Source organism: Mesorhizobium sp. WSM4847, assembly GCF_055811335.1.
In genome coordinates, this window is sequence record NZ_JBVVPY010000001.1 from 277,439 (window position 1) to 295,174 (window position 17,736).

Genomic DNA, 17,736 nt, shown 5'->3' on the forward strand with positions numbered 1-17,736 from the left:
CGAAGCTCGGTCGGATGAGGGGTGTTCCAGCTTGGCGCACACCTTTGCTCAAATCGCCCATGCCTCGTTTCTTCCAGCACCCCTCATCCGTCTCGGCGCTGCGCGCCGATCCACCTTCTCCCACAAGGGGAGAAGGGGTCGCCGTATGAACTCACTCGGTGCCACCGTCACCCGCGGCGGTATCCGCTTTGCCGCATGGTCGTCCGCGGCCAGCCGGCTCTGGGTCTCGATCTTCGATGAGCAGGGAGAGGGGGAGATCGACCGGCTCGAACTCCAGCCGGAAGGCGAGGGCGTTCACGCGCTTTTCGTTGCCGGCCTCGCCGCCGGCACCCGATACGGATTTCGCGCCGATGGCGATTATACGCCCGAGAACGGGCTTTGGTTCGATCCCGACAAGCTGCTGGTCGACCCCTATGCCGTCGAAATCGACAGGTCTTATGTCTATGACGTCAGGCTCGCCGCGCGCCGGGGCGAGGGCACGGACACTGCGCCGCTGCTGCCGAAGGCGATTACCGCCACCCTGCCGCGGCCGGTGCCCGTCTTGCCGCCGCTGTTCCAGCCCGGTGGCCTGATCTATGAAGTGCCGGTGCGCGCCTTCACCATGCTGCATCCGGACATCCCGAAGCCCCAGCGCGGGACGGTTGCAGCCCTTGCCCATCCGGCTATCGTCGAGCACCTGAAAAAGCTCGGGGTCGGGGCGGTCGAACTGATGCCGGTGACGGCATCGATCGACGAGCGGCATTTGCCGCCGCTCGGGCTGCGCAATGCCTGGGGCTACAATCCCGTGACCTTCATGGCGCTCGATCCGCGTCTGGCGCCCGGCGGTCTCGCGGAATTGCGGCAGACGGTTGCCACGCTGCGTGGGGCCGGCATCGGCGTCATCCTCGATCTTGTCTTCAACCACACCGGCGAAAGCGACAGGCTCGGGCCGACGCTGTCGCTGCGCGGCCTCGACAGCCGCGCCTACTACCGGCATCGGCCGGACGGCAGCTTGATCAACGACACCGGCACCGGCAACACCGTCGCTTGTGATCATCCGGTCGTCAGGGAAATGGTCCTCGACACGCTTCGTCACTTTGTCCGCCATGCCGGCGTCGATGGTTTCCGCTTCGATCTGGCGCCCATTCTGGGGCGGGTCGATGGCGCGTTCGACGCCGCTGCGCCACTGCTCATGGCTATTCGGGATGATCCGCTCCTTGGCGACCGGGTGCTCATCGCCGAGCCATGGGATATCGGCTCGGACGGCTATCAGCTTGGCAATTTTCCGCCGCGCTTCCTCGAATGGAACGACAGATATCGCGACGACATCCGCCGGTTCTGGCGCGGCGACAGCGGGATGGTCGGCCCGCTCGCCACCCGGCTTGCCGGCTCGTCCGACGTCTTTGCCAAGCCAAGCCAGCAGACGAGCCGCAGCGTCAATTTCATCGCCGCGCATGACGGCATGACGCTGGCCGACATTGTTGCCTACGAGCACAAGCACAATGAGGCCAATGGCGAGCAGAACCGCGATGGCCACGACGACAATCTGTCCTGGAACAATGGCGTCGAGGGCGAGACCGGCGACCGGGCGATCGTTACGGCACGTTTCGATGACCGATGTGCGCTTCTGGCCACGCTGTTTGCCTCACGCGGCACGATCATGCTGACCGCCGGAGACGAATTCGGCCGCACCCAGAAAGGCAACAACAACGCCTATGCGCAGGACAACGAGATCACCTGGCTCGACTGGTCCGGGCGCGATCGGGCGCTGGAACAATACGCCGTTTTGCTCGCCGCGATGCGTCGTTGCGTGCCGGCGCTTTCCGACACGCGCTTCCTGACTGGAGAGCCGCCGCCCGGATCAGAACAACCGGACGCGGTCTGGCTCACTGAAACCGGCACGCCGCTCGACAAGGCAGGCTGGCACGATCCGGCGCGGTACCGCCTGGTCATGATGCTCGGCACCGATGATCGCCGCCTTGCCGTTGTCATCAATGGCGATCGCCGGGCATGTATGTTCACGCTGCCGGAGCGCGACGGATTTCGCTGGCAGCCAGCCATCGAAGCATCGGACGGCGCAGCCGGAATTTCACGGCCGGTGCCGGGGCGAACGGTGATTTTCATGATCGAACACGAAGCCGCGCAGGCTCAGATAAAGGAGAACCCGAGTGGCAAGTGACCACGCCGAGTGGTGGCGCGGCTGCGTCATCTACCAGATCTACCCGCGCTCCTTCCGGGACACGACGGGGGACGGCAGTGGCGATCTGCGTGGTATCACATCGAGGCTGGCGCATGTCGCATCGCTTGGCGCTGACGCCGTCTGGCTGTCGCCGTTCTTCAAGTCGCCGATGGCCGATATGGGCTACGACGTATCCGACTATACAGCCGTCGATCCGATGTTCGGCACAGCAGAGGATTTCGACGCAGTGGTCGCCGAGGCGCACCGTCTCGGTCTGAAAGTCATTATCGACCAGGTTCTGTCGCATTCGTCCGACCGGCACGAATGGTTCATCGAAAGCCGTACGAGCCGCGATAACCCCAGGGCGGATTGGTATGTCTGGGCCGATCCGAGGCCCGACGGCACCGCGCCCAACAATTGGCTGTCGGTCTTCGGCGGCCCAGCCTGGGAGTGGGACGCGACCCGCAGGCAATATTACATGCACAATTTCCTCGCCTCGCAGCCGGACCTCAATTTCCACAATCCGGAGGTTCAGGACGCCCTGCTGGAAACGGTGCGGTTTTGGCTGGAGCGCGGCGTCGACGGGTTTCGCCTCGATACGGTCAACTACTATGTCCATGACCGCTGGCTGCGCAGCAACCCGCCCCTGGCGTCAAGCGTCGCAGGCACCAACACCGAAACCAATCCGTACCTCTATCAGGAGCATTTGTTTGACAAGACGCAGCCCGAAAACCTGGCTTTCCTCAAGCGGTTTCGGGCGCTGCTCGACGAATATGAGGGCCGCGCCGCTGTCGGCGAGGTCGGCGACGAAGCCCGTTCGTTGCAGACGCTCGCCGCCTACACCGGCGGCGGCGACAAGCTCGACATGTGCTACACTTTCGACCTGCTCGGTCCGCAATTCTCGGCAGCACACGTGCGTGGATGCGTCGAAGCGTTCGAGAGTGCTGTCTCCGACGGCTGGGTCTGCTGGGCGTTTTCCAACCACGATGTCGTTCGCCATGTGACACGATGGACAAGGCCCGGCGGCGATCCGGAAAGGACGGCGAAGTTCTCCATCGCGCTGCTGTCATGTCTGCGTGGATCGATCTGCCTTTATCAGGGTGAGGAACTCGGGCTGGAGGAGGCGGAATTGGCGTTCGAGGATCTGCGCGATCCTTATGGCATCCGCTTCTGGCCGGGGTTCAAGGGCAGGGATGGCTGCCGCACGCCGATGGTGTGGGAGAAAGGCGCAGACAATGCCGGTTTTTCAATCGGCAGGCCGTGGCTTCCAATCCCGGAAATCCATCGCGCCCGCGCGGTCGATATCCAGAACGGCGAGGAAAAGTCAGTTCTGGCCAGCTATCGGGCGATGCTGGCGTTGCGCAAGCGGCATGCGGCGCTGGTACAAGGTTCGATCCGCTTTCTCGATGCCGAGGGCGAAGTGCTTGCCTTCATTCGCGAAGGCGGCGGCGAGAAGCTGCTGTGCGTTTTCAACTTCGCCGAGGAGCCAGCCAACTGGCCGTTGCCGCAGGGTATCGATGTCGCAGAGACGATCGACCTTGGCGCTGATGCCGCCTTGCAGGAAAAGATTCTGTCTCTGCCGCCGTTGGGCTGCTTTCTCGGACGAGCCGGCTGATCTCTCCAGCTCACTGAACAAGCACAGAGCGCCCGCAAGTCGCGCCCATGACCCGGACATCGGCCTCGCCGACGCGCACGCCCAGCGCCCCAAGCACGTTGTGAACCAATTCGTCGACCGGCGCCGTCACGCCGTTCAGCGGCGCCACCACTGCCGGCTTCACGGTTCCGAGCAAGGCGGTTACATCAAGCCCGAGGCCCAGCGCACTGACCGAAAGGGACAAATTGTTGACCAGCGACGTGGTGAGAGATTGCGTCAGGTTCTTCGTCGAGGCGTTCTTTATCGTCTTGCTTGGGATGTCGGTGCTGTTGAAGGTCAAGATCGTCGGATGGTTGTTGGCGATCTCAACGGCTGCAGAACCATTCACGCCGATCAGATTGAGGGTGAGAAACAGAAGCTTCACGCTGACCTGCGCGATTTCGGCATTTTGAAACGACTGTGGGTTGCTAAAATCGGCGAAGGCTGAGGGGCTGTTATCGGCATCGCTGGCGCCAAGGTGCAGCGAGGCAAGGCCCGGACGTGCGGCAATGGTAACTTTCAAACTGTCGGGGTGCCCCGTCGGGCAGCTGATGTCGGTCAGCTTGGCCTCGGCAGAGGCCACCTCGACATGCAGCGGCAGTTTGACGGCAAGCAGGCTGATGCCGCCACCGAGAGTCGCATTGCTGCCGCCGACGGACGCCACCAGCTTGATCCGCGTCTGCGCCGTACGCACCACAGCACCCTTCTCGCCGATTGTCAGCCATGGCGAGAATTGTGCAGGTTCGCCGATCGCAATGGCAAGCGTGGTGGAGGCAAGCCCCGGAATGGTGGCTCCGAGATTGAGCTCGACCTGCTTCGAGCCGTTGGCCAGTGCAGCAGCGGTGGTCAGCATGCCCATGGCGCTGGCGTCGACCGAAAAACCGGGCGATTTTTGCCCGAGGCCCAACTGGCCCATTGATCCAAGATCGACAAGATGATTGAGCGGTATCTTGACCGTGCTGGTGGTCCTTGACGCGATTGTCTGCAAAGCAAGCTTGCTGGTGCTGCCAACGGGTGAAACATTGGCCATGGCGGTCGCAATCTGGCCCACAGTCGCTTTCGAAGCCAGCACCTCCGAATAGCTGACACCTGTCAGCTGCATCTCAACGGCAAGGGCATCGATGAACGAAAGCAGGTTCACGTCGGCAGCGATCAGAGCGTTGTAGTCCATGACGCTGAGCGCGATGTTGCCGCCCAGGAACTTGTTGAGAAGAGCGTTGAGGGTGCCGCCATTGACGCTGAGAAGCCTTGACCCGACCGAGAACATCGCCTGCGGCGCTATGCTGGCCACGGCTTGGGTGCCGATCACCGGCGTAGGGATAAGCGAACTCGCGAAATAGCGCGCAGGAACATTTTTTAGCGTGACATGGACGGCGTTGTAGGGCGTTTTGCCGGCCTCGAAGCGCTTGTCGACGCCGAGCGACGACTCTGCTGAATATCGGCCGGGGGTGACCGACACGACAGTCTTTCCGAGGGCAGGGGTGATCGTCTGCCCTGCCTTCTGAACAACGATACCCGGCATTCCGTTGTCGCCCAGCGTGGTCACCACCGCGGCGTCAATGTTGTTGATGTTGGAGGCGGCGGTGATTGCCGCCAGATCGACCAGCGACTGAGCCTCCCGGCGCTCCACATAGATCGAGCCTTCATCGATGGCGAAGGCGGCCAGCGCGAGCGCGAACGGTGCGCACAGCGCCGTCATGACGGCGAAGTTCGCCGTCAGGTCGCTAAGCATCGAGCGGGCGACCCGGCCGATCCTGCCCGCCAAAGTTTGCGACATTCAGATGCCCCAACCCGGATTGTCGACTGGCGTGAGATCGTGGTGCCAGGCATTGGCAGTGCCGGGAACAGATTCCAGACCGGCAGGTTGCGGGCATCATATTGGATGGACACGACGAACTGGTTTCCGTCGGCCGTGCTGTCCTTGGCCTGGTAAGTCAGCTTGTCGGAATCGACGAATGGATATCCCGCGGCATTGGTGGTGACGAAACTGGTCACCAGCGCCTGGCGCTCAACTTCGTTCAGCGCGGCAATCGCCGTGCGTGCGACGTCCGCTGCAATCTGCTGCACGGAGTGACTGGCGCCAAAATAGATGCCATATGCAACCATACCGAGCAGGAGCAAGATGAAAAAGGGCGCAAGCAGTGCGAATTCGATCGCGGACGTTCCGGACGGTTCTCGAAACTGGTGTAATTTGCGTTTTACCTGACGCGTATTGCGCCGCTTTTTAGCTATTGTCCCAGTTTCCGCGCTGTTCATGTCCGTCGCCCATCAAGACATACCGAAGCCCGCAAAAGATGTAACCCGTGGTTGCTTAAAGGCGGCTTAAGACATTGTGGCAAAGTGGAATCGACGACAGATTTCCTGCCGGAGGCGAATGCTTGAAGCGGTTCTTCCGCCAAGTCGTGGAATTCATCAGCCGACGCAGCGCCCCGCTTCGACGCCCGACTTCTTCAACAAAAGCGGCGCAACCTGCTCGTTGCAGAGAAAGCGCCGTCGATCCCATCGACCACAACCTAGGATTTAGTTAGTAAGGGACCCCATTGACTTGCATCAATATCATGCGATCCGCTGAAGGCTATTGCCCAGTCCCCAGTCCAAACTTCCCACGAGGTGCAAGGGTTTTCGCGCAATGTGTAGGATCTGACGTGCGGGTTGTGTCAAATTGCTGCCGCGGCCAATCCTTGGATGACATCTTGCTGCGCTGATCAGAATCTCTATGTGGCAAAGAACAGGGGGCGCGACTGCATCGTCGCAACCACCGGGTTCGGACCGGTATTCGCATGATCGTGACTGGCACGATGGCTCTACCTATCCAAACCCGGATCGGGATTAGAGAGAGGATGAACGCATCGACGTTCTCTGCTGCCTGCGGTTACGCTCTCGTATTCGCAGACAGGCCGCAGATTGAACGGGTGGCTTGCATGGCGCATCATGTGAGACTAACTATTGCCTCACATGGAATGGAGAGTGATATGCTAGCGCTCGGAAATGTCGCCGACGTGTTGGGGCTGCCCGCTAAAGAGGTGGCGGCGCGGTCGCCTTTCGGGCTGATCTCCCGGATCGAGGATGGACTTCCGATTGGCGCACTTGAGCGCGTTGCGCATCTTCTGGCGCCTGGCGATGCTCAGTTCAAATACCGGCTGATCCCCAAGGCGACCTACGAGCGGCGCAAGGCGGTACATCGCCTCTCGTCGGACGAGGGCACGCGATTGGCCCGCGTCGCGCGCGTCTGGGGCCTTGCTGTCGATGTCTGGCAGAACGAGGAGGAAGCGCGCGATTTCCTGTTTCGGCCGCACCCGATGATTGAGGACAAGCGACCGATCGACGTCGTTATCATGAGCGAGTTTGGTGCCGAATTGGTGGTCGATATTCTCGCAGGTCTGAAGTACGGCAGTGCTGCGTGACGGCGCAGACTCTCGATCGCACTCTATCGTCCTTTCGTATCGGCGATCCGGCCGGCACCTACCCGATCTTCGATGCGACCGGCTCGACAATCGCGCCAGGGCGGTGGAACACGCCCGGAAGTCCTATCATCTACACCAGCGAGCACTATTCGACGGCCCTGTTGGAAAAGCTGGTGCATGGCAGCGGCCGACTGCCGCCCAACCAGCACTACATCGAAATCACAATCTCGCGCGGACTGAGTTACGAGGTCTTTTCCCACCCGTCACTGCCCGGCTGGGACACGATGCCGGCGATGGTGAGCCAGGGATTCGGCGAAACCTGGTGTTTAGAACGGCGCAGCGCCATCCTGCTGGTGCCGAGTGTCGTGGCGCGTCTCGATTGCAATGTGCTGATCAATCCGGCGCATCCGGAGTTTTCAAAGATCCACACAGGCCTGCACCAGCCGGTCTACTGGGACCGGCGGCTGTTTGGCGCGTAACGGGGAGGGGCTTTCTCAAGAGGCCTTGGTGAGATTCACCGGTCACGTCGGCGCTGGTATCTGCGAGTCATCGCTCGGCCGAGGCGTGGCCGAGCTGCTTTTGCGTAGCTGGAAGGCTCGGTCCACGGGCTCGACTGCTGTTTTGCCGATCGCGCAGTGGCTGTCGCTGCGCCTTACTTAGGGTGACCTCACGAGTCTGTTGAAATAAAAAATCACCACGTTACTGTTTGCCCACCAGCCGCCGGAAAGGGAACCGGCGGCGCGCTCAAAGGGGCCAGCTAATCGGCTTCGGGGCGTCAACACTCAAGAGGCGCAGCTGAACGGCCGCCTCGACAGGGAGAACTTGATGCTGAAAAACATGCTGAAGGCGACGGTGTTCGCCACAACCATGGCTTTGGCCGCCGGCACGTTCTACACGCCAGCCTTCGCCGAGGTCGTCTACAACCGCGGCACCGCCGCCGAATCGGAGTCGCTCGACCCGCACAAGACCTCGACAATATACGAAGCCGCTGTATTGCGTGACCTGTTCCAGGGGCTGGTCATGCAAGACCAGAAGGCGAACGTCATTCCGGGCGCCGCCGAAAGCTGGACTGTATCGGACGACGGCACCGTCTACACCTTCAAGCTGCGCAAGGACGGTGTCTGGTCGGATGGTAGCCCGGTCACGGCAGATGACTTCGTCTACGCGTTTCATCGGCTGGAAGATCCGGCCACCGGCGCCGAATATGCTTCGATGCTCTATCCCGTGAAGAACGCCGAGGAGGTGAACACCAAGAAGGCGAAGCCGGAGGAGATGGGCGTCAAGGCAATCGACGCAAATACTCTGGAAGTGACGCTGAAGGCGCCCACGCCCTATTTCCTTGAAATGCTGACCCACCAGGCGACTTATCCGGTCAGCAAGGCGTCCATTGACAAGCTCGGCGCCGATTGGATCAAGCCGGGCAATCTGGTCTCCAACGGCCCCTTTACCCTGGCGGAGTGGGTTCCCAACGACCACATCAAACTGGTCAAGAATCCGAAATTCTGGGATGCTGCGAGCGTCAAGCTCGACGTCGTCAACTACATCCCGACCGAAGATCGTTCGTCGGCGATAAAGCGCTTCGAGGCCGGCGAACTCGACAGCTACGACGACCTCCCGACCGAGCAGCTCGCCGATCTCAAGGCCAAGTTTGGCGATCAGATTCGCGTTGGACCTTACCTCGGCACCTACTATTTTTCGATCAAGACCGACAAGGCTCCGTGGGACAACGTCGAACTGCGCAATGCCATCTCCATGGCAGTCGACCGCGATTTCCTTGCCGAAAAGGTCTGGCAGAACTCAATGCTGCCCGGCTATTCGATGGTGCCTCCGGGCATTGAGGGCTATACGCCGGCAATGGCCAAATACGCGGACATGTCGCAGATCGACCGCGAGGATGAGGCCAAGAAGGTACTCGAGAAGCTTGGCTATACGCCCGAGAAACCGCTGAAGATGGAAATCCGCTACAACACGTCGGAAAACCACAAGAACACTGCAGTCGCCATCCAGGAGCAGTTGAAGCCGCTCGGCGTCGAAATCACGCTGCTCAACACCGACACCAAGACCCACTACTCCTTCCTTGAGCAGAAGGGCGACTACGACGTGGCGCGTGCCGGCTGGATTGCGGATTACAAGGATCCGGAAACCTTCCTCGGCATCTCCCGCAAGGCAAGCGGCAACAACTATTCGGGCTACAACAGCCCGGAATTCGAGAAGGCCATGGACGAGGCGGCCGCCGCCGGCGGCAAGCCCGAAGAGCGCATGAAAGAACTCGCCGAGGCTGAGCGCATCCTCGTCGATGACGTCGGCAACATCCCGCTTCTCTACTATAGCTACAAGGATATCGTTTCTCCGAAGCTTCATGGCTTCGAGGACAACGTCATGGATGTGCATCCGTCCCGCTTCATCTCCAAGGACTGATCTCCTTGGCCGGGCTGCCGCTCCTTACAGCGCCGCGCGTCCTTTGGGGCGCGCATAGGGCGCTGTAACGCCTTGATTTTGCACGTGATCCTCTCCGGACCTTCGGCTCGGGTCATGCGTTACGGGCGGCGGTCCCGGTTTGCTAGCAAAGCGGGGAACCGATGCTGCGTTACGTATTCCGGCGGCTTCTGACCGCCATTCCGACGCTGTTGGTCATCGTGACGATGGCGTTCTTCCTGATACGCGTCGCGCCTGGCGGCCCGTTCAATCAGGAGCGGGGCCTGAGCCCCGAGATCAAGGCCAATCTCGAAGCGCAGTTCGGTCTCAATGACCCGCTCTGGCTGCAATATGTCCACTATCTCGGCAATCTGCTGCGCGGCAATTTCGGTCCGAGCTACAACATGCCGGATTTCACTGTCGGCGAATTGTTTGCCAGGGGCCTGCCCGTTTCGATCCAGATCGGCGCCTCGGCCCTGATCCTGGCGCTGCTGCTCGGCGGCCTCCTCGGCACCATTGCCGCGCTCAACCAGAACAAGCTTGCCGACTATTCGGTGATCGCTCTGGCGACCGCCGGCAGCACCATTCCGACCTTCGTCATCGCGCCGGTTATCCAGCTTCTGTTCGGTCTGACCTGGAAACTGCTGCCGATCGGCGGCTGGGGCGATGGCGCCCTGCTCAACAAGATCGGCCCTGTGCTGACCCTCGCCTTGCCGCAGATCGCCATCGTCGCCCGCCTGATGCGCGGCTCGATGATCGAATCATTGCGCTCGCACCACATTCGCACCGCACGTGCGCTCGGCCTGTCGGACTGGTCGGTGGTCGTCAAGCATGCGCTGCGCGGTGCCATATTGCCGATCGTCTCCTTCACCGGCCCGGCGGCGGCGGCACTGCTCACCGGCTCGATCATCGTCGAGACGATCTTTTCCATTCCCGGCATCGGCCGCTATTTCGTCGAGGCCGCGCTCAACCGTGACTACACGCTGGTCATGGGCACCGTGGTGGTCATCGCGCTGTTCACCATCGTCTTCAACCTGATCGTCGACGTCATGTATGCCTTCGTCGATCCGAGGGTGCGCTATGACTGACATCGCAGCCACCGCTCCGGCCATCGTCGGCCGTTCCCTGTGGGGCGATGCCTGGGCGCGCCTCAAGGCCAACCGCGCCGCCATGTTCAGCCTGTATTATCTTGCCTTCATCGCGATCCTCAGCGTGTTCGGACCCTCTTTGGTGCCGCATCGATACACCACCATCTACGCCGACTATGTGCGCATGCCGCCGAGCTTGTCGGCCTATCCGAAGCCCGACAAGATAGAAACCGCGCTCAACGAGGCGATCAAGCGCATGCGGGTCGACATCAAGCAGTGGCGGCAGGAAGACAATCGCATCTTCGTCACCGTCACATCGCGCAAGCCGATCGACGACCGCAATGTCCGCTACCTCGACCGTTCCGATGCCTTCGACAACACCAAGATAGAGAGCAAATCGGCTGACGGCCTTGAAGCGGTGATGAGCGCTTCAATCAGGCAGCAATATTTCCTGTTCGGCACCGACAATACTGGCCGCGATCTCCTGTCGCGGACGCTGATGGCCGGGCGCATCTCGCTGGCCATCGGCCTGCTCGCCGGGGTCGTTGCGGGCGTCATCGGCGTGCTCTACGGCGCTGCGTCCGGCCTTGCCGGCGGCAGGATAGACGAGGTGATGATGCGCATTGTCGATGTGCTCTATTCGCTGCCGTTCATTTTCTTCGTCATTATGCTGGTGGTGTTCTTCGGCCGGAATTTCGTGCTGATGTTCCTGGCGGTCGGCGCCGTGCTGTGGCTCGACATGGCGCGCATCGTGCGCGGACAGGCGCTGTCGATCCGGCGGCAGGAATATGTCCAGGCGGCGGAGGCGATGGGCATAGGCCAGCGCGGCATTCTGATCCGCCACGTCATTCCCAACCTGCTTGGCCCAGTGGTCATCTATATGACGCTGCTGGTGCCGCAGGTCATCATCCTGGAGAGTTTTCTGTCGTTCCTCGGGCTCGGCGTGCAGGAACCGATGACCAGCTGGGGCGTGCTGATCTCGACCGGCGCCAAGAACATCGGCACCGCCAACTGGCTGCTTTTGTTCCCAGCATTTTTCCTTGTCTCGACGCTGTTCGCTCTGAATTTCGTCGGCGACGGCCTGCGCGACGCGCTCGACCCGAGGGACCGTTGAGATGATCGCTTCCGAAACAATCCTCAGCGTCAAGGACCTTCGCGTCCGCTTCCGCACGCTTGACGGCGTGGTCGAGGCGGTCAAGGGCATCAACATCCACGTCAATGCAGGCGAAACCGTTGCCGTGGTCGGCGAATCCGGTTCCGGCAAAAGCCAGACGATGATGGCGGCGATGAGCCTGCTGGCCTCGAACGGCGAGGCGACGGGCGTCGTCGACTATCGCGGCCGCAACCTTTTGGCCCTGCACAAGTCCGAGCTCAACCAAGTCCGCGGCCGCAAGATCAGCATGATCTTCCAGGAGCCGATGACCTCGCTCGATCCGCTCTATTCGATCGGCAACCAGCTGATCGAACCGATCCGCCGGCATCGTAGGCTTGGCGCGGCGCAAGCACGCGAAGAGGCGCTCAAGCTCTTGCGGCTGGTCCATATTCCCGATCCCGAGCGGCGGATGAAATCCTATCCGCACGAATTGTCGGGTGGCCAGCGACAGCGGGTCATGATCGCCATGGCGCTGGCCAACGATCCCGACATACTGATCGCAGACGAACCGACGACCGCGCTCGACGTGACCATCCAGGCGCAGATCCTCATGCTGCTCGCCGAACTGCAGCGCAAGCTTGGCATGGCGATCGTCTTCATCACCCACGATCTCGGCATTGTCCGGCGCTTTGCCGACCGGGTTTATGTCATGCGCTACGGCGAAGTCGTCGAGGAGGGCGAGGCGGAAGCGATCTTCGTCAATCCGCAGCATGCCTATACCAAGATGCTGTTGGCCGCCGAGCCGACCGGAACCAAGGCGCCGCCACCGCCAAATGCGCCCGTCCTGCTCGAAGGCAGGAACGTCGAAGTGACCTTCAAGATCGGCGGCGGGTTTCTCGCCGGAGAGCCGTTGATCCTGCGCGCGGTCGACCACATTTCGATACGGCTGAAACGCAACCAGACCATCGGCATCGTCGGCGAATCCGGTTCAGGAAAATCGACGCTCGGCCGAGCCCTGCTGCGGCTCCTGCCAAGCGATGGGCTCATCCGCTTTGGCGATCGCGATATTTCTGCCGCCGACCGCCAGGCCATGCGGCCGCTGCGGCGCGAATTGCAGCTGGTCTTCCAGGATCCGTTCGGTTCGCTGTCGCCGCGCATGACCGTTGGCCAGGTCATCACCGAAGGGCTTCTGGTGCATGAGCCAACCCTGTCGGGCAGGCAACGCGACCTCCGCGCCGTCGAGGCCTTGCGTGAGGTCGGGCTCGACCCGAATGCGCGCAATCGCTACCCGCACGAATTCTCCGGCGGCCAGCGCCAGCGCATCGCCATCGCGCGGGCGATGATCCTCAAGCCCAAGGTGGTCGTCCTCGACGAGCCGACGTCGGCGCTCGATCGGTCCGTCCAGAAGCAGATCGTCGAATTGCTGCGCAAGCTGCAGGCCGACCATGAACTGTCCTACCTGTTCATCAGCCACGATCTCGCCGTCGTGCGTGCCATGGCCGACTACATCATCGTCATGAAGCAGGGCAAGATCGTCGAGGAAGGGCCGACCGAGGCGATCTTCAGCAATCCGCAGGCATCCTACACGCAGACACTGATGGCCGCGGCCATCGACGTCACACGGTTTCGCTTGAGCGCATAGCGCGGCCGGTCAGGACTGCAGCGGATAGTGATTGAAAGGTCCCGAGGCGAATAGACCGTTGTCTGCAGCCAGGGCTGCTATGGCTTCGATCTCGATCATCGCCTCGGGCGTTTAGAGCGCTATCATCTCGACGATCGTCTCCGCCGACGGGGCTTGAAAAAACTGCTTCCGGCGGAGTTCAGCGACCTCCTTGAACTTGCTCATGTCCTGCGCTGGATTCAACATAACGCCCGAAGTTGTTCAGGATCGCCTGCCAGCCGTCACGCTGCATGTCGATTGAGTTCTGCGTCTCTGCATCGAATATGGTCGTCACCTTCGTACCGTTGCCTGCGGCTTCGAAGGTCGTACGCGCCTTGCGCCCGTCGCTCATGGCGAATGCGATCGCCTTGTACGGCTCGACCTCTTCGTACACCGCCTCGAAATCGAAGCCGAAGCTCCCGTCCTTGGCTTCCATGCGCGCCTTGTAGCCGCCGCCCACCTTTAGATCGGCTTCCGCGCTTGGGCAGCACCAGTCGTCGGAAGCGAAGTTCCACTGTGTGATATCGCCGGGCGTCGTGTAGGCCTCCCAGACGCGTTCGATCGGCGCGGCGATCGTGGTGGCAATGGTGATCTGCTGGTTGGTCATTTTGGTTTCCTTGTTGTCGCAGCCGGATGAGATCACGCAGACGGTTTATTGCGTGATTTCGGGCTCGACGAGGTGAGCAAGCTTGCGCAGCGACTCTTGCCAACCGAGATAACATGCCTCGACCGGGATCAGATCGGGCACGTTCTCCTGAACCACCGTCATCTCCGTTCCGACTGAAACGGCCGTCAGCGTGACGGTCACTTTCATCTCGCCCGGAAGGTTCGGATCATCGAACACGTCGCTGTAGACGAGCGTCTCGCCGGGGACGAGTTTCAGATAAGTGCCGCCGAAGGAATGGCTGTGCCCGGTCGTGAAATTTCGAAACGACATTCTGTGCTTGCCGCCTTCCTTCGCCTCAAGCTCATGCACAGTACAGGTAAAACCGAAGGGCGGGAGCCAACTCGCGACCGCGTCAGGTTCCAGAAATGCGCGGTAGACCTTTTCGGGCTTGGTGGCGAGAACCCGGTGCAGTTTAACGGTGTTGGGCATGATCATCTCCATTCGTTGAGTTCACCAGGGCGTCGATGCTTTGGATCGGGTTAGCCTGCTGCTGCGGCTTCCAGCGCCGCGATATCGATTTTCTTCATCGTCATCATCGCCTCCATCGCGCGCTTGGCCTTGGCGCGGTCGGGACTGGTCGTCAGTTCCATCAGCCGCTTCGGCGTGATCTGCCAGGAGAAGCCCCACCGGTCCTTGCACCATCCGCAGGCGCTCTCGCTGCCGCCGTTTCCAACAATCGCCTTCCAGTAGCGGTCGGTCTCTTCCTGATCTTCGGTCAGCACCATCAGGCTGACGGATTCGTTCGCCTTGAAATTCGGGCCGCCGTTCAGGCCTAGAAAAGACTGGCCGAGCACTGTGAACTCGACCGTCAGTTCATTGCCTTCCTTGCCGCCGGGATAGTCCGACGCGGCCGCATTCAGCCGATCCAGATGGCTGTCGGGAAAGGTGGCGGCATAGAACTCTGCCGCCTTGCGTGCTTCGCCGTGATCGAACCACAGGCAGGTCACGAGTTTCGTCATATCTAATCTCCTCGGTTCTTGGGGGTATTTGTTCGCGCCGCGACTGCCAGATCTCAGTCGAACCGGCCCTTGGGCGCCTCGCCAGCCAGAACGGGACCGATGAACACCATCATAAGGTCGGCCTTGATCACATCGTCCGCAGATGTGTCCGATGATCTAAGCTCTCTCACGGTTTTTTCACCTGGTCTCGTTGCTTCCTGTCCAAAGGACGAACAAGTGGTGCGCCTCCCGACAGCCAACCTGTTATTTTTTTGCCACGCGGCAAGGCCCACCTAACCCGAGTCGATCCCTCCAACCGTCGGCTGGTAAGAGCGGGTCGGCGTAGGGCCGGGCCGTTGGTTCAGCACCGGTTGTCCATATCACGAGGCGTTCGTGAAGAAGGCGCTTGAGGTCTTCGGCGCGTTGATGCCCGCCGTTTTCGCGGAAACAAACAACAACCTAAAGCGCGCCGCATGAGGCCGGTCAAACGCGACGCGCTTTAGTCGCCCGCCGTCGTCGAAGGTGCTGGTGCACGCTGATCGGCTGCATCGCCTTCCCGGGCAGGCCGGTTCACGGCAAGCACCGACAATTCATGCCGGCGCCCATCTCGCGCGGTCCACATGATCGACTGTCCGGCCGAGAGGCCGATCAGGGCCGTGCCGATCGGCGTAAGGATTGAAACCTTGCCTTCGGAGATGTCCGCATCGCCAGGAAAAACCAGCGTCACCGTTTTCGCATCACCGGTATCGGGCTTGAACGTCACCGTCGAACCCATCTGGACGGCGCCCGCCGAGATCAAACCATCGGAAACGATGCGCGCTCGCTCGAGTTCGGCGAGCAGTTCATCGGAAGCCTGCGGATTTCGTGCGGCCACGGTGCTCGCAAGCGCCGATAAACGCGCATGGTCCGATTTCGAGATGCGGATGGTCGGCTTGCGCCGCGCCTTGATGTTATCTTGCATTTTCGAATACTCGTATTCTCAGTTGAGCGGGCTGCCTCAAGCATGGTTTAACGGGCCAATTCGAGGCAGATCTTGGTCAAAGCCGATGCCCCAGAGCCGGTGCTGGCCTGCGTACGTTCGATGGCGATTTTATGTGCTTGCCCCGCGGCCCGGGGCACATGGCAGCCGAGCCGGGGGTTACGATCCCGCGATGGGGCAAACCCGGAAAAGAAAGTCGCGACGGATCTTTTTTGTGGCGTTCATATAACCGTAGTTGGTGCCGAGATCGGGGAAGTCAAGACGACCCTGTAGCAAGGCGCGGTGATGCCAAGCGGGAACAATTCGACGGCCGGTGAGTTTCCAGGATGAAGGGCGATCTGTTTCGGAGGAAACTGCGATGAAACGCGTCCTTGCCCAAAACGCTGTACGGCTGATGCTGGGCGGCGTAGCCGCCGGCCTGCTCACGGTCGTCGAGATTCCCAATCCGGTGGCCCCATTGTCGCTTGTGTCCGAGGCGAGGGCTGCCACCGACGTTTCCGTTTCGATCAGCACATTCTACGATAAACTGTCTTCCCATGGTGATTGGGTTTCGTACCGGGGAGCGACCGTTTTCGTCCCGGTTGATGTAGCTGACGACTGGCGCCCGTATACCATTGGGCATTGGGTCTATACCGAGCAGCATGGCTGGCTCTGGGTGTCCGACGAGCCGTTCGGCTGGGCGACCTACCATTACGGCCGTTGGGGCTATGCCGACGACATCGGCTGGTACTGGGTTCCCGGCACTCGTTGGGCGCCGGCATGGGTGAGCTGGCGGCGCGAAAGGGAGCACGTCATCTGGGCTCCGCTGCCGCCGCGCCGTGATCCCGATTTGATTTCAATCGAGGTGACCATCGACACCACGCCGGATTTTTACTGGGTCGTGGTCCCCACCCGCGAATTCCTTGCTGACGACATTTCTGTCGTCGTTATCCGTGATGAGCCGGAGTTTGTGCGCATTGTCGAGGCGGCCGAGCCGGCCGGCGACGTGACCATCCAGAACAACGTGGTGATCAACAAAGTCATTGATGTTGATGTGATCGAGAAGGAGACGGACGAGCAGGTGACAGTCGTCGAGGTCAGCGAGACCGAGACGCCCGAGCAGGCCGGCAAAGTGGAAAACAATACGGTCACGGTCTTTGAAGGTGAAGTGAAAGCCGATCCCGAGGCCAAACCAGCTGAGCTCAAAGACATCGAGGAGGTGAAGCAGGTTCAGGCAGGCCGGAAATCGAAGCCGACCGAAGGCGCAGCAACGACCGAACAGGCGCCGGATGACGAGGTCAAGCCGGAAGAGACCGCCAAGCCTGAGAAGCCGACCGAGGAACAACCGGCCGCCGAGCAGGAGCAGGCCGAGCCGGAAGAGACGGGCAAGCCTGAGAAGCCGACGACCGAGGAGCAACCGGCCGCCGAGCAGGAGCAGGCCGAACCGGAAAAGGCGGCCAAGCCTGAGAAGCCGAAGGCCAAGGAGCAACCGGCCGCCGAGCAGGAGCAGGCCGAGCCCGAACAGGCGGCCAAGCCTGAGAAGCCGAAGGCCAAGGAGCAGCCCGCCGCCGAGCAGGAGCAGGCCGAGCCGGAAAAGGCGGCCAAGCCTGAGAAGCCGAAGGCCGAGGAGCGGCCCGCCGCCGAACAGGAGCAGGCCGAGCCCGAACAGGCGGCCAAGCCTGAGAAGCCGAAGGCCAAGGAGCAGCCCGCCGCCGAGCAGGA

The 17,736-nt window shown here is 61.3% G+C and carries 15 protein-coding genes; 9 read left to right on the forward strand and 6 right to left on the reverse strand.

Annotation, left to right across the window (positions count from 1 at the left end):
- The first annotated feature begins 145 nt into the window (after positions 1 to 145).
- Both glgX and bglA read left to right on the forward strand, forming a co-directional pair.
- Complete coding sequence (gene glgX / locus AC0L28_RS01330; RefSeq protein WP_473475121.1) at positions 146 to 2,158, forward strand: glycogen debranching protein GlgX; 2,013 nt, start codon at positions 146 to 148, stop codon at positions 2,156 to 2,158.
- A complete protein-coding gene (gene bglA, locus AC0L28_RS01335; protein WP_473475123.1) occupies positions 2,148 to 3,773 on the forward strand; it encodes a beta-galactosidase BglA in 1,626 nt (541 codons plus the stop codon). Before glgX ends, bglA begins: the two co-directional genes overlap by 11 nt.
- A gap of 10 nt (positions 3,774 to 3,783) precedes the next feature.
- Here bglA and AC0L28_RS01340 read toward each other — a convergent pair whose 3' ends face one another.
- Together AC0L28_RS01340 and AC0L28_RS01345 are read right to left on the reverse strand one after the other, a co-directional pair.
- Positions 3,784 to 5,568: a pilus assembly protein TadG-related protein gene (locus AC0L28_RS01340; RefSeq protein ID WP_473475125.1), complete on the reverse strand. Its 1,785-nt coding sequence runs from the start codon at positions 5,566 to 5,568 to the stop codon at positions 3,784 to 3,786.
- Positions 5,508 to 6,047 (reverse strand): TadE/TadG family type IV pilus assembly protein, encoded by a 540-nt coding sequence (locus tag AC0L28_RS01345; RefSeq protein WP_473475127.1) that lies wholly within the window; start codon positions 6,045 to 6,047, stop codon positions 5,508 to 5,510. Before AC0L28_RS01345 ends, AC0L28_RS01340 begins: the two co-directional genes overlap by 61 nt.
- A 716-nt stretch (positions 6,048 to 6,763) precedes the next feature.
- Between AC0L28_RS01345 and AC0L28_RS01350 the strand changes: the two genes are divergently transcribed.
- The 6 genes from AC0L28_RS01350 to AC0L28_RS01375 all read left to right on the forward strand — a co-directional run bounded on the left by AC0L28_RS01350 (position 6,764) and on the right by AC0L28_RS01375 (position 13,433).
- On the forward strand, positions 6,764 to 7,195 hold the full coding sequence (locus tag AC0L28_RS01350; protein WP_473475128.1) for an antitoxin Xre-like helix-turn-helix domain-containing protein: 432 nt from the start codon (positions 6,764 to 6,766) through the stop codon (positions 7,193 to 7,195).
- On the forward strand, positions 7,192 to 7,674 hold the full coding sequence (locus AC0L28_RS01355; RefSeq protein WP_473475130.1) for an RES family NAD+ phosphorylase: 483 nt from the start codon (positions 7,192 to 7,194) through the stop codon (positions 7,672 to 7,674). The genes AC0L28_RS01350 and AC0L28_RS01355 overlap by 4 nt, the downstream gene beginning before the upstream one ends.
- 346 nt (positions 7,675 to 8,020) lie before the next feature.
- On the forward strand, positions 8,021 to 9,613 hold the full coding sequence (locus AC0L28_RS01360) for a peptide ABC transporter substrate-binding protein (protein WP_023799734.1): 1,593 nt from the start codon (positions 8,021 to 8,023) through the stop codon (positions 9,611 to 9,613).
- Between the two features lie 161 nt (positions 9,614 to 9,774).
- Positions 9,775 to 10,698, forward strand: a complete 924-nt coding sequence (locus tag AC0L28_RS01365; protein WP_023799733.1) for an ABC transporter permease subunit — start codon at positions 9,775 to 9,777, stop codon at positions 10,696 to 10,698.
- Entirely contained in the window at positions 10,691 to 11,812 is a 1,122-nt protein-coding gene (locus AC0L28_RS01370; protein ID WP_023799732.1) for an ABC transporter permease, read from the forward strand. Before AC0L28_RS01365 ends, AC0L28_RS01370 begins: the two co-directional genes overlap by 8 nt.
- Position 11,813: 1 nt before the next feature.
- Entirely contained in the window at positions 11,814 to 13,433 is a 1,620-nt protein-coding gene (locus AC0L28_RS01375) for an ABC transporter ATP-binding protein (protein WP_473475133.1), read from the forward strand.
- A gap of 178 nt (positions 13,434 to 13,611) precedes the next feature.
- On the opposite strand, the gene AC0L28_RS01380 is transcribed toward AC0L28_RS01375, so the two are convergent.
- The 4 genes from AC0L28_RS01380 to rnk form a co-directional block, all read right to left on the reverse strand.
- Positions 13,612 to 14,058, reverse strand: a complete 447-nt coding sequence (locus AC0L28_RS01380) for an SRPBCC family protein (RefSeq protein ID WP_128245178.1) — start codon at positions 14,056 to 14,058, stop codon at positions 13,612 to 13,614.
- Positions 14,059 to 14,103: 45 nt separating this feature from the next.
- A complete protein-coding gene (locus tag AC0L28_RS01385; RefSeq protein ID WP_031255154.1) occupies positions 14,104 to 14,547 on the reverse strand; it encodes an SRPBCC family protein in 444 nt (147 codons plus the stop codon).
- A gap of 50 nt (positions 14,548 to 14,597) precedes the next feature.
- The gene (locus AC0L28_RS01390; RefSeq protein WP_128245179.1) at positions 14,598 to 15,077 is read right to left on the reverse strand and encodes a VOC family protein; all 480 of its coding nucleotides are present in this window, start codon (positions 15,075 to 15,077) and stop codon (positions 14,598 to 14,600) included.
- A gap of 478 nt (positions 15,078 to 15,555) precedes the next feature.
- Positions 15,556 to 16,017, reverse strand: a complete 462-nt coding sequence (rnk, locus tag AC0L28_RS01395; RefSeq protein ID WP_023799724.1) for a nucleoside diphosphate kinase regulator — start codon at positions 16,015 to 16,017, stop codon at positions 15,556 to 15,558.
- Between the two features lie 376 nt (positions 16,018 to 16,393).
- On the opposite strand from rnk, the gene AC0L28_RS01400 reads away from it, so the two are divergent.
- Positions 16,394 to 17,736, forward strand: a 1,343-nt coding sequence (locus tag AC0L28_RS01400) for a DUF6600 domain-containing protein (protein ID WP_473475135.1), incomplete at its 3' end; no start/stop codon positions are given.

Excerpts from the sequence above, each read along its gene's own strand:
- glgX (WP_473475121.1), top strand. The coding sequence starts at position 146 with ATGAACTCACTCGGTGCCACCGTCACCCGCGGCGGTATCCGCTTTGCC.
- AC0L28_RS01340 (WP_473475125.1), bottom strand. The coding sequence starts at position 5,568 with ATGTCGCAAACTTTGGCGGGCAGGATCGGCCGGGTCGCCCGCTCGATG.
- AC0L28_RS01345 (WP_473475127.1), bottom strand. The coding sequence starts at position 6,047 with ATGAACAGCGCGGAAACTGGGACAATAGCTAAAAAGCGGCGCAATACG.
- AC0L28_RS01350 (WP_473475128.1), top strand. The coding sequence starts at position 6,764 with ATGCTAGCGCTCGGAAATGTCGCCGACGTGTTGGGGCTGCCCGCTAAA.
- AC0L28_RS01360 (WP_023799734.1), top strand. The coding sequence starts at position 8,021 with ATGCTGAAAAACATGCTGAAGGCGACGGTGTTCGCCACAACCATGGCT.
- AC0L28_RS01365 (WP_023799733.1), top strand. The coding sequence starts at position 9,775 with ATGCTGCGTTACGTATTCCGGCGGCTTCTGACCGCCATTCCGACGCTG.
- AC0L28_RS01370 (WP_023799732.1), top strand. The coding sequence starts at position 10,691 with ATGACTGACATCGCAGCCACCGCTCCGGCCATCGTCGGCCGTTCCCTG.
- AC0L28_RS01375 (WP_473475133.1), top strand. The coding sequence starts at position 11,814 with ATGATCGCTTCCGAAACAATCCTCAGCGTCAAGGACCTTCGCGTCCGC.
- AC0L28_RS01380 (WP_128245178.1), bottom strand. The coding sequence starts at position 14,058 with ATGACCAACCAGCAGATCACCATTGCCACCACGATCGCCGCGCCGATC.
- AC0L28_RS01385 (WP_031255154.1), bottom strand. The coding sequence starts at position 14,547 with ATGCCCAACACCGTTAAACTGCACCGGGTTCTCGCCACCAAGCCCGAA.
- AC0L28_RS01390 (WP_128245179.1), bottom strand. The coding sequence starts at position 15,077 with ATGACGAAACTCGTGACCTGCCTGTGGTTCGATCACGGCGAAGCACGC.
- rnk (WP_023799724.1), bottom strand. The coding sequence starts at position 16,017 with ATGCAAGATAACATCAAGGCGCGGCGCAAGCCGACCATCCGCATCTCG.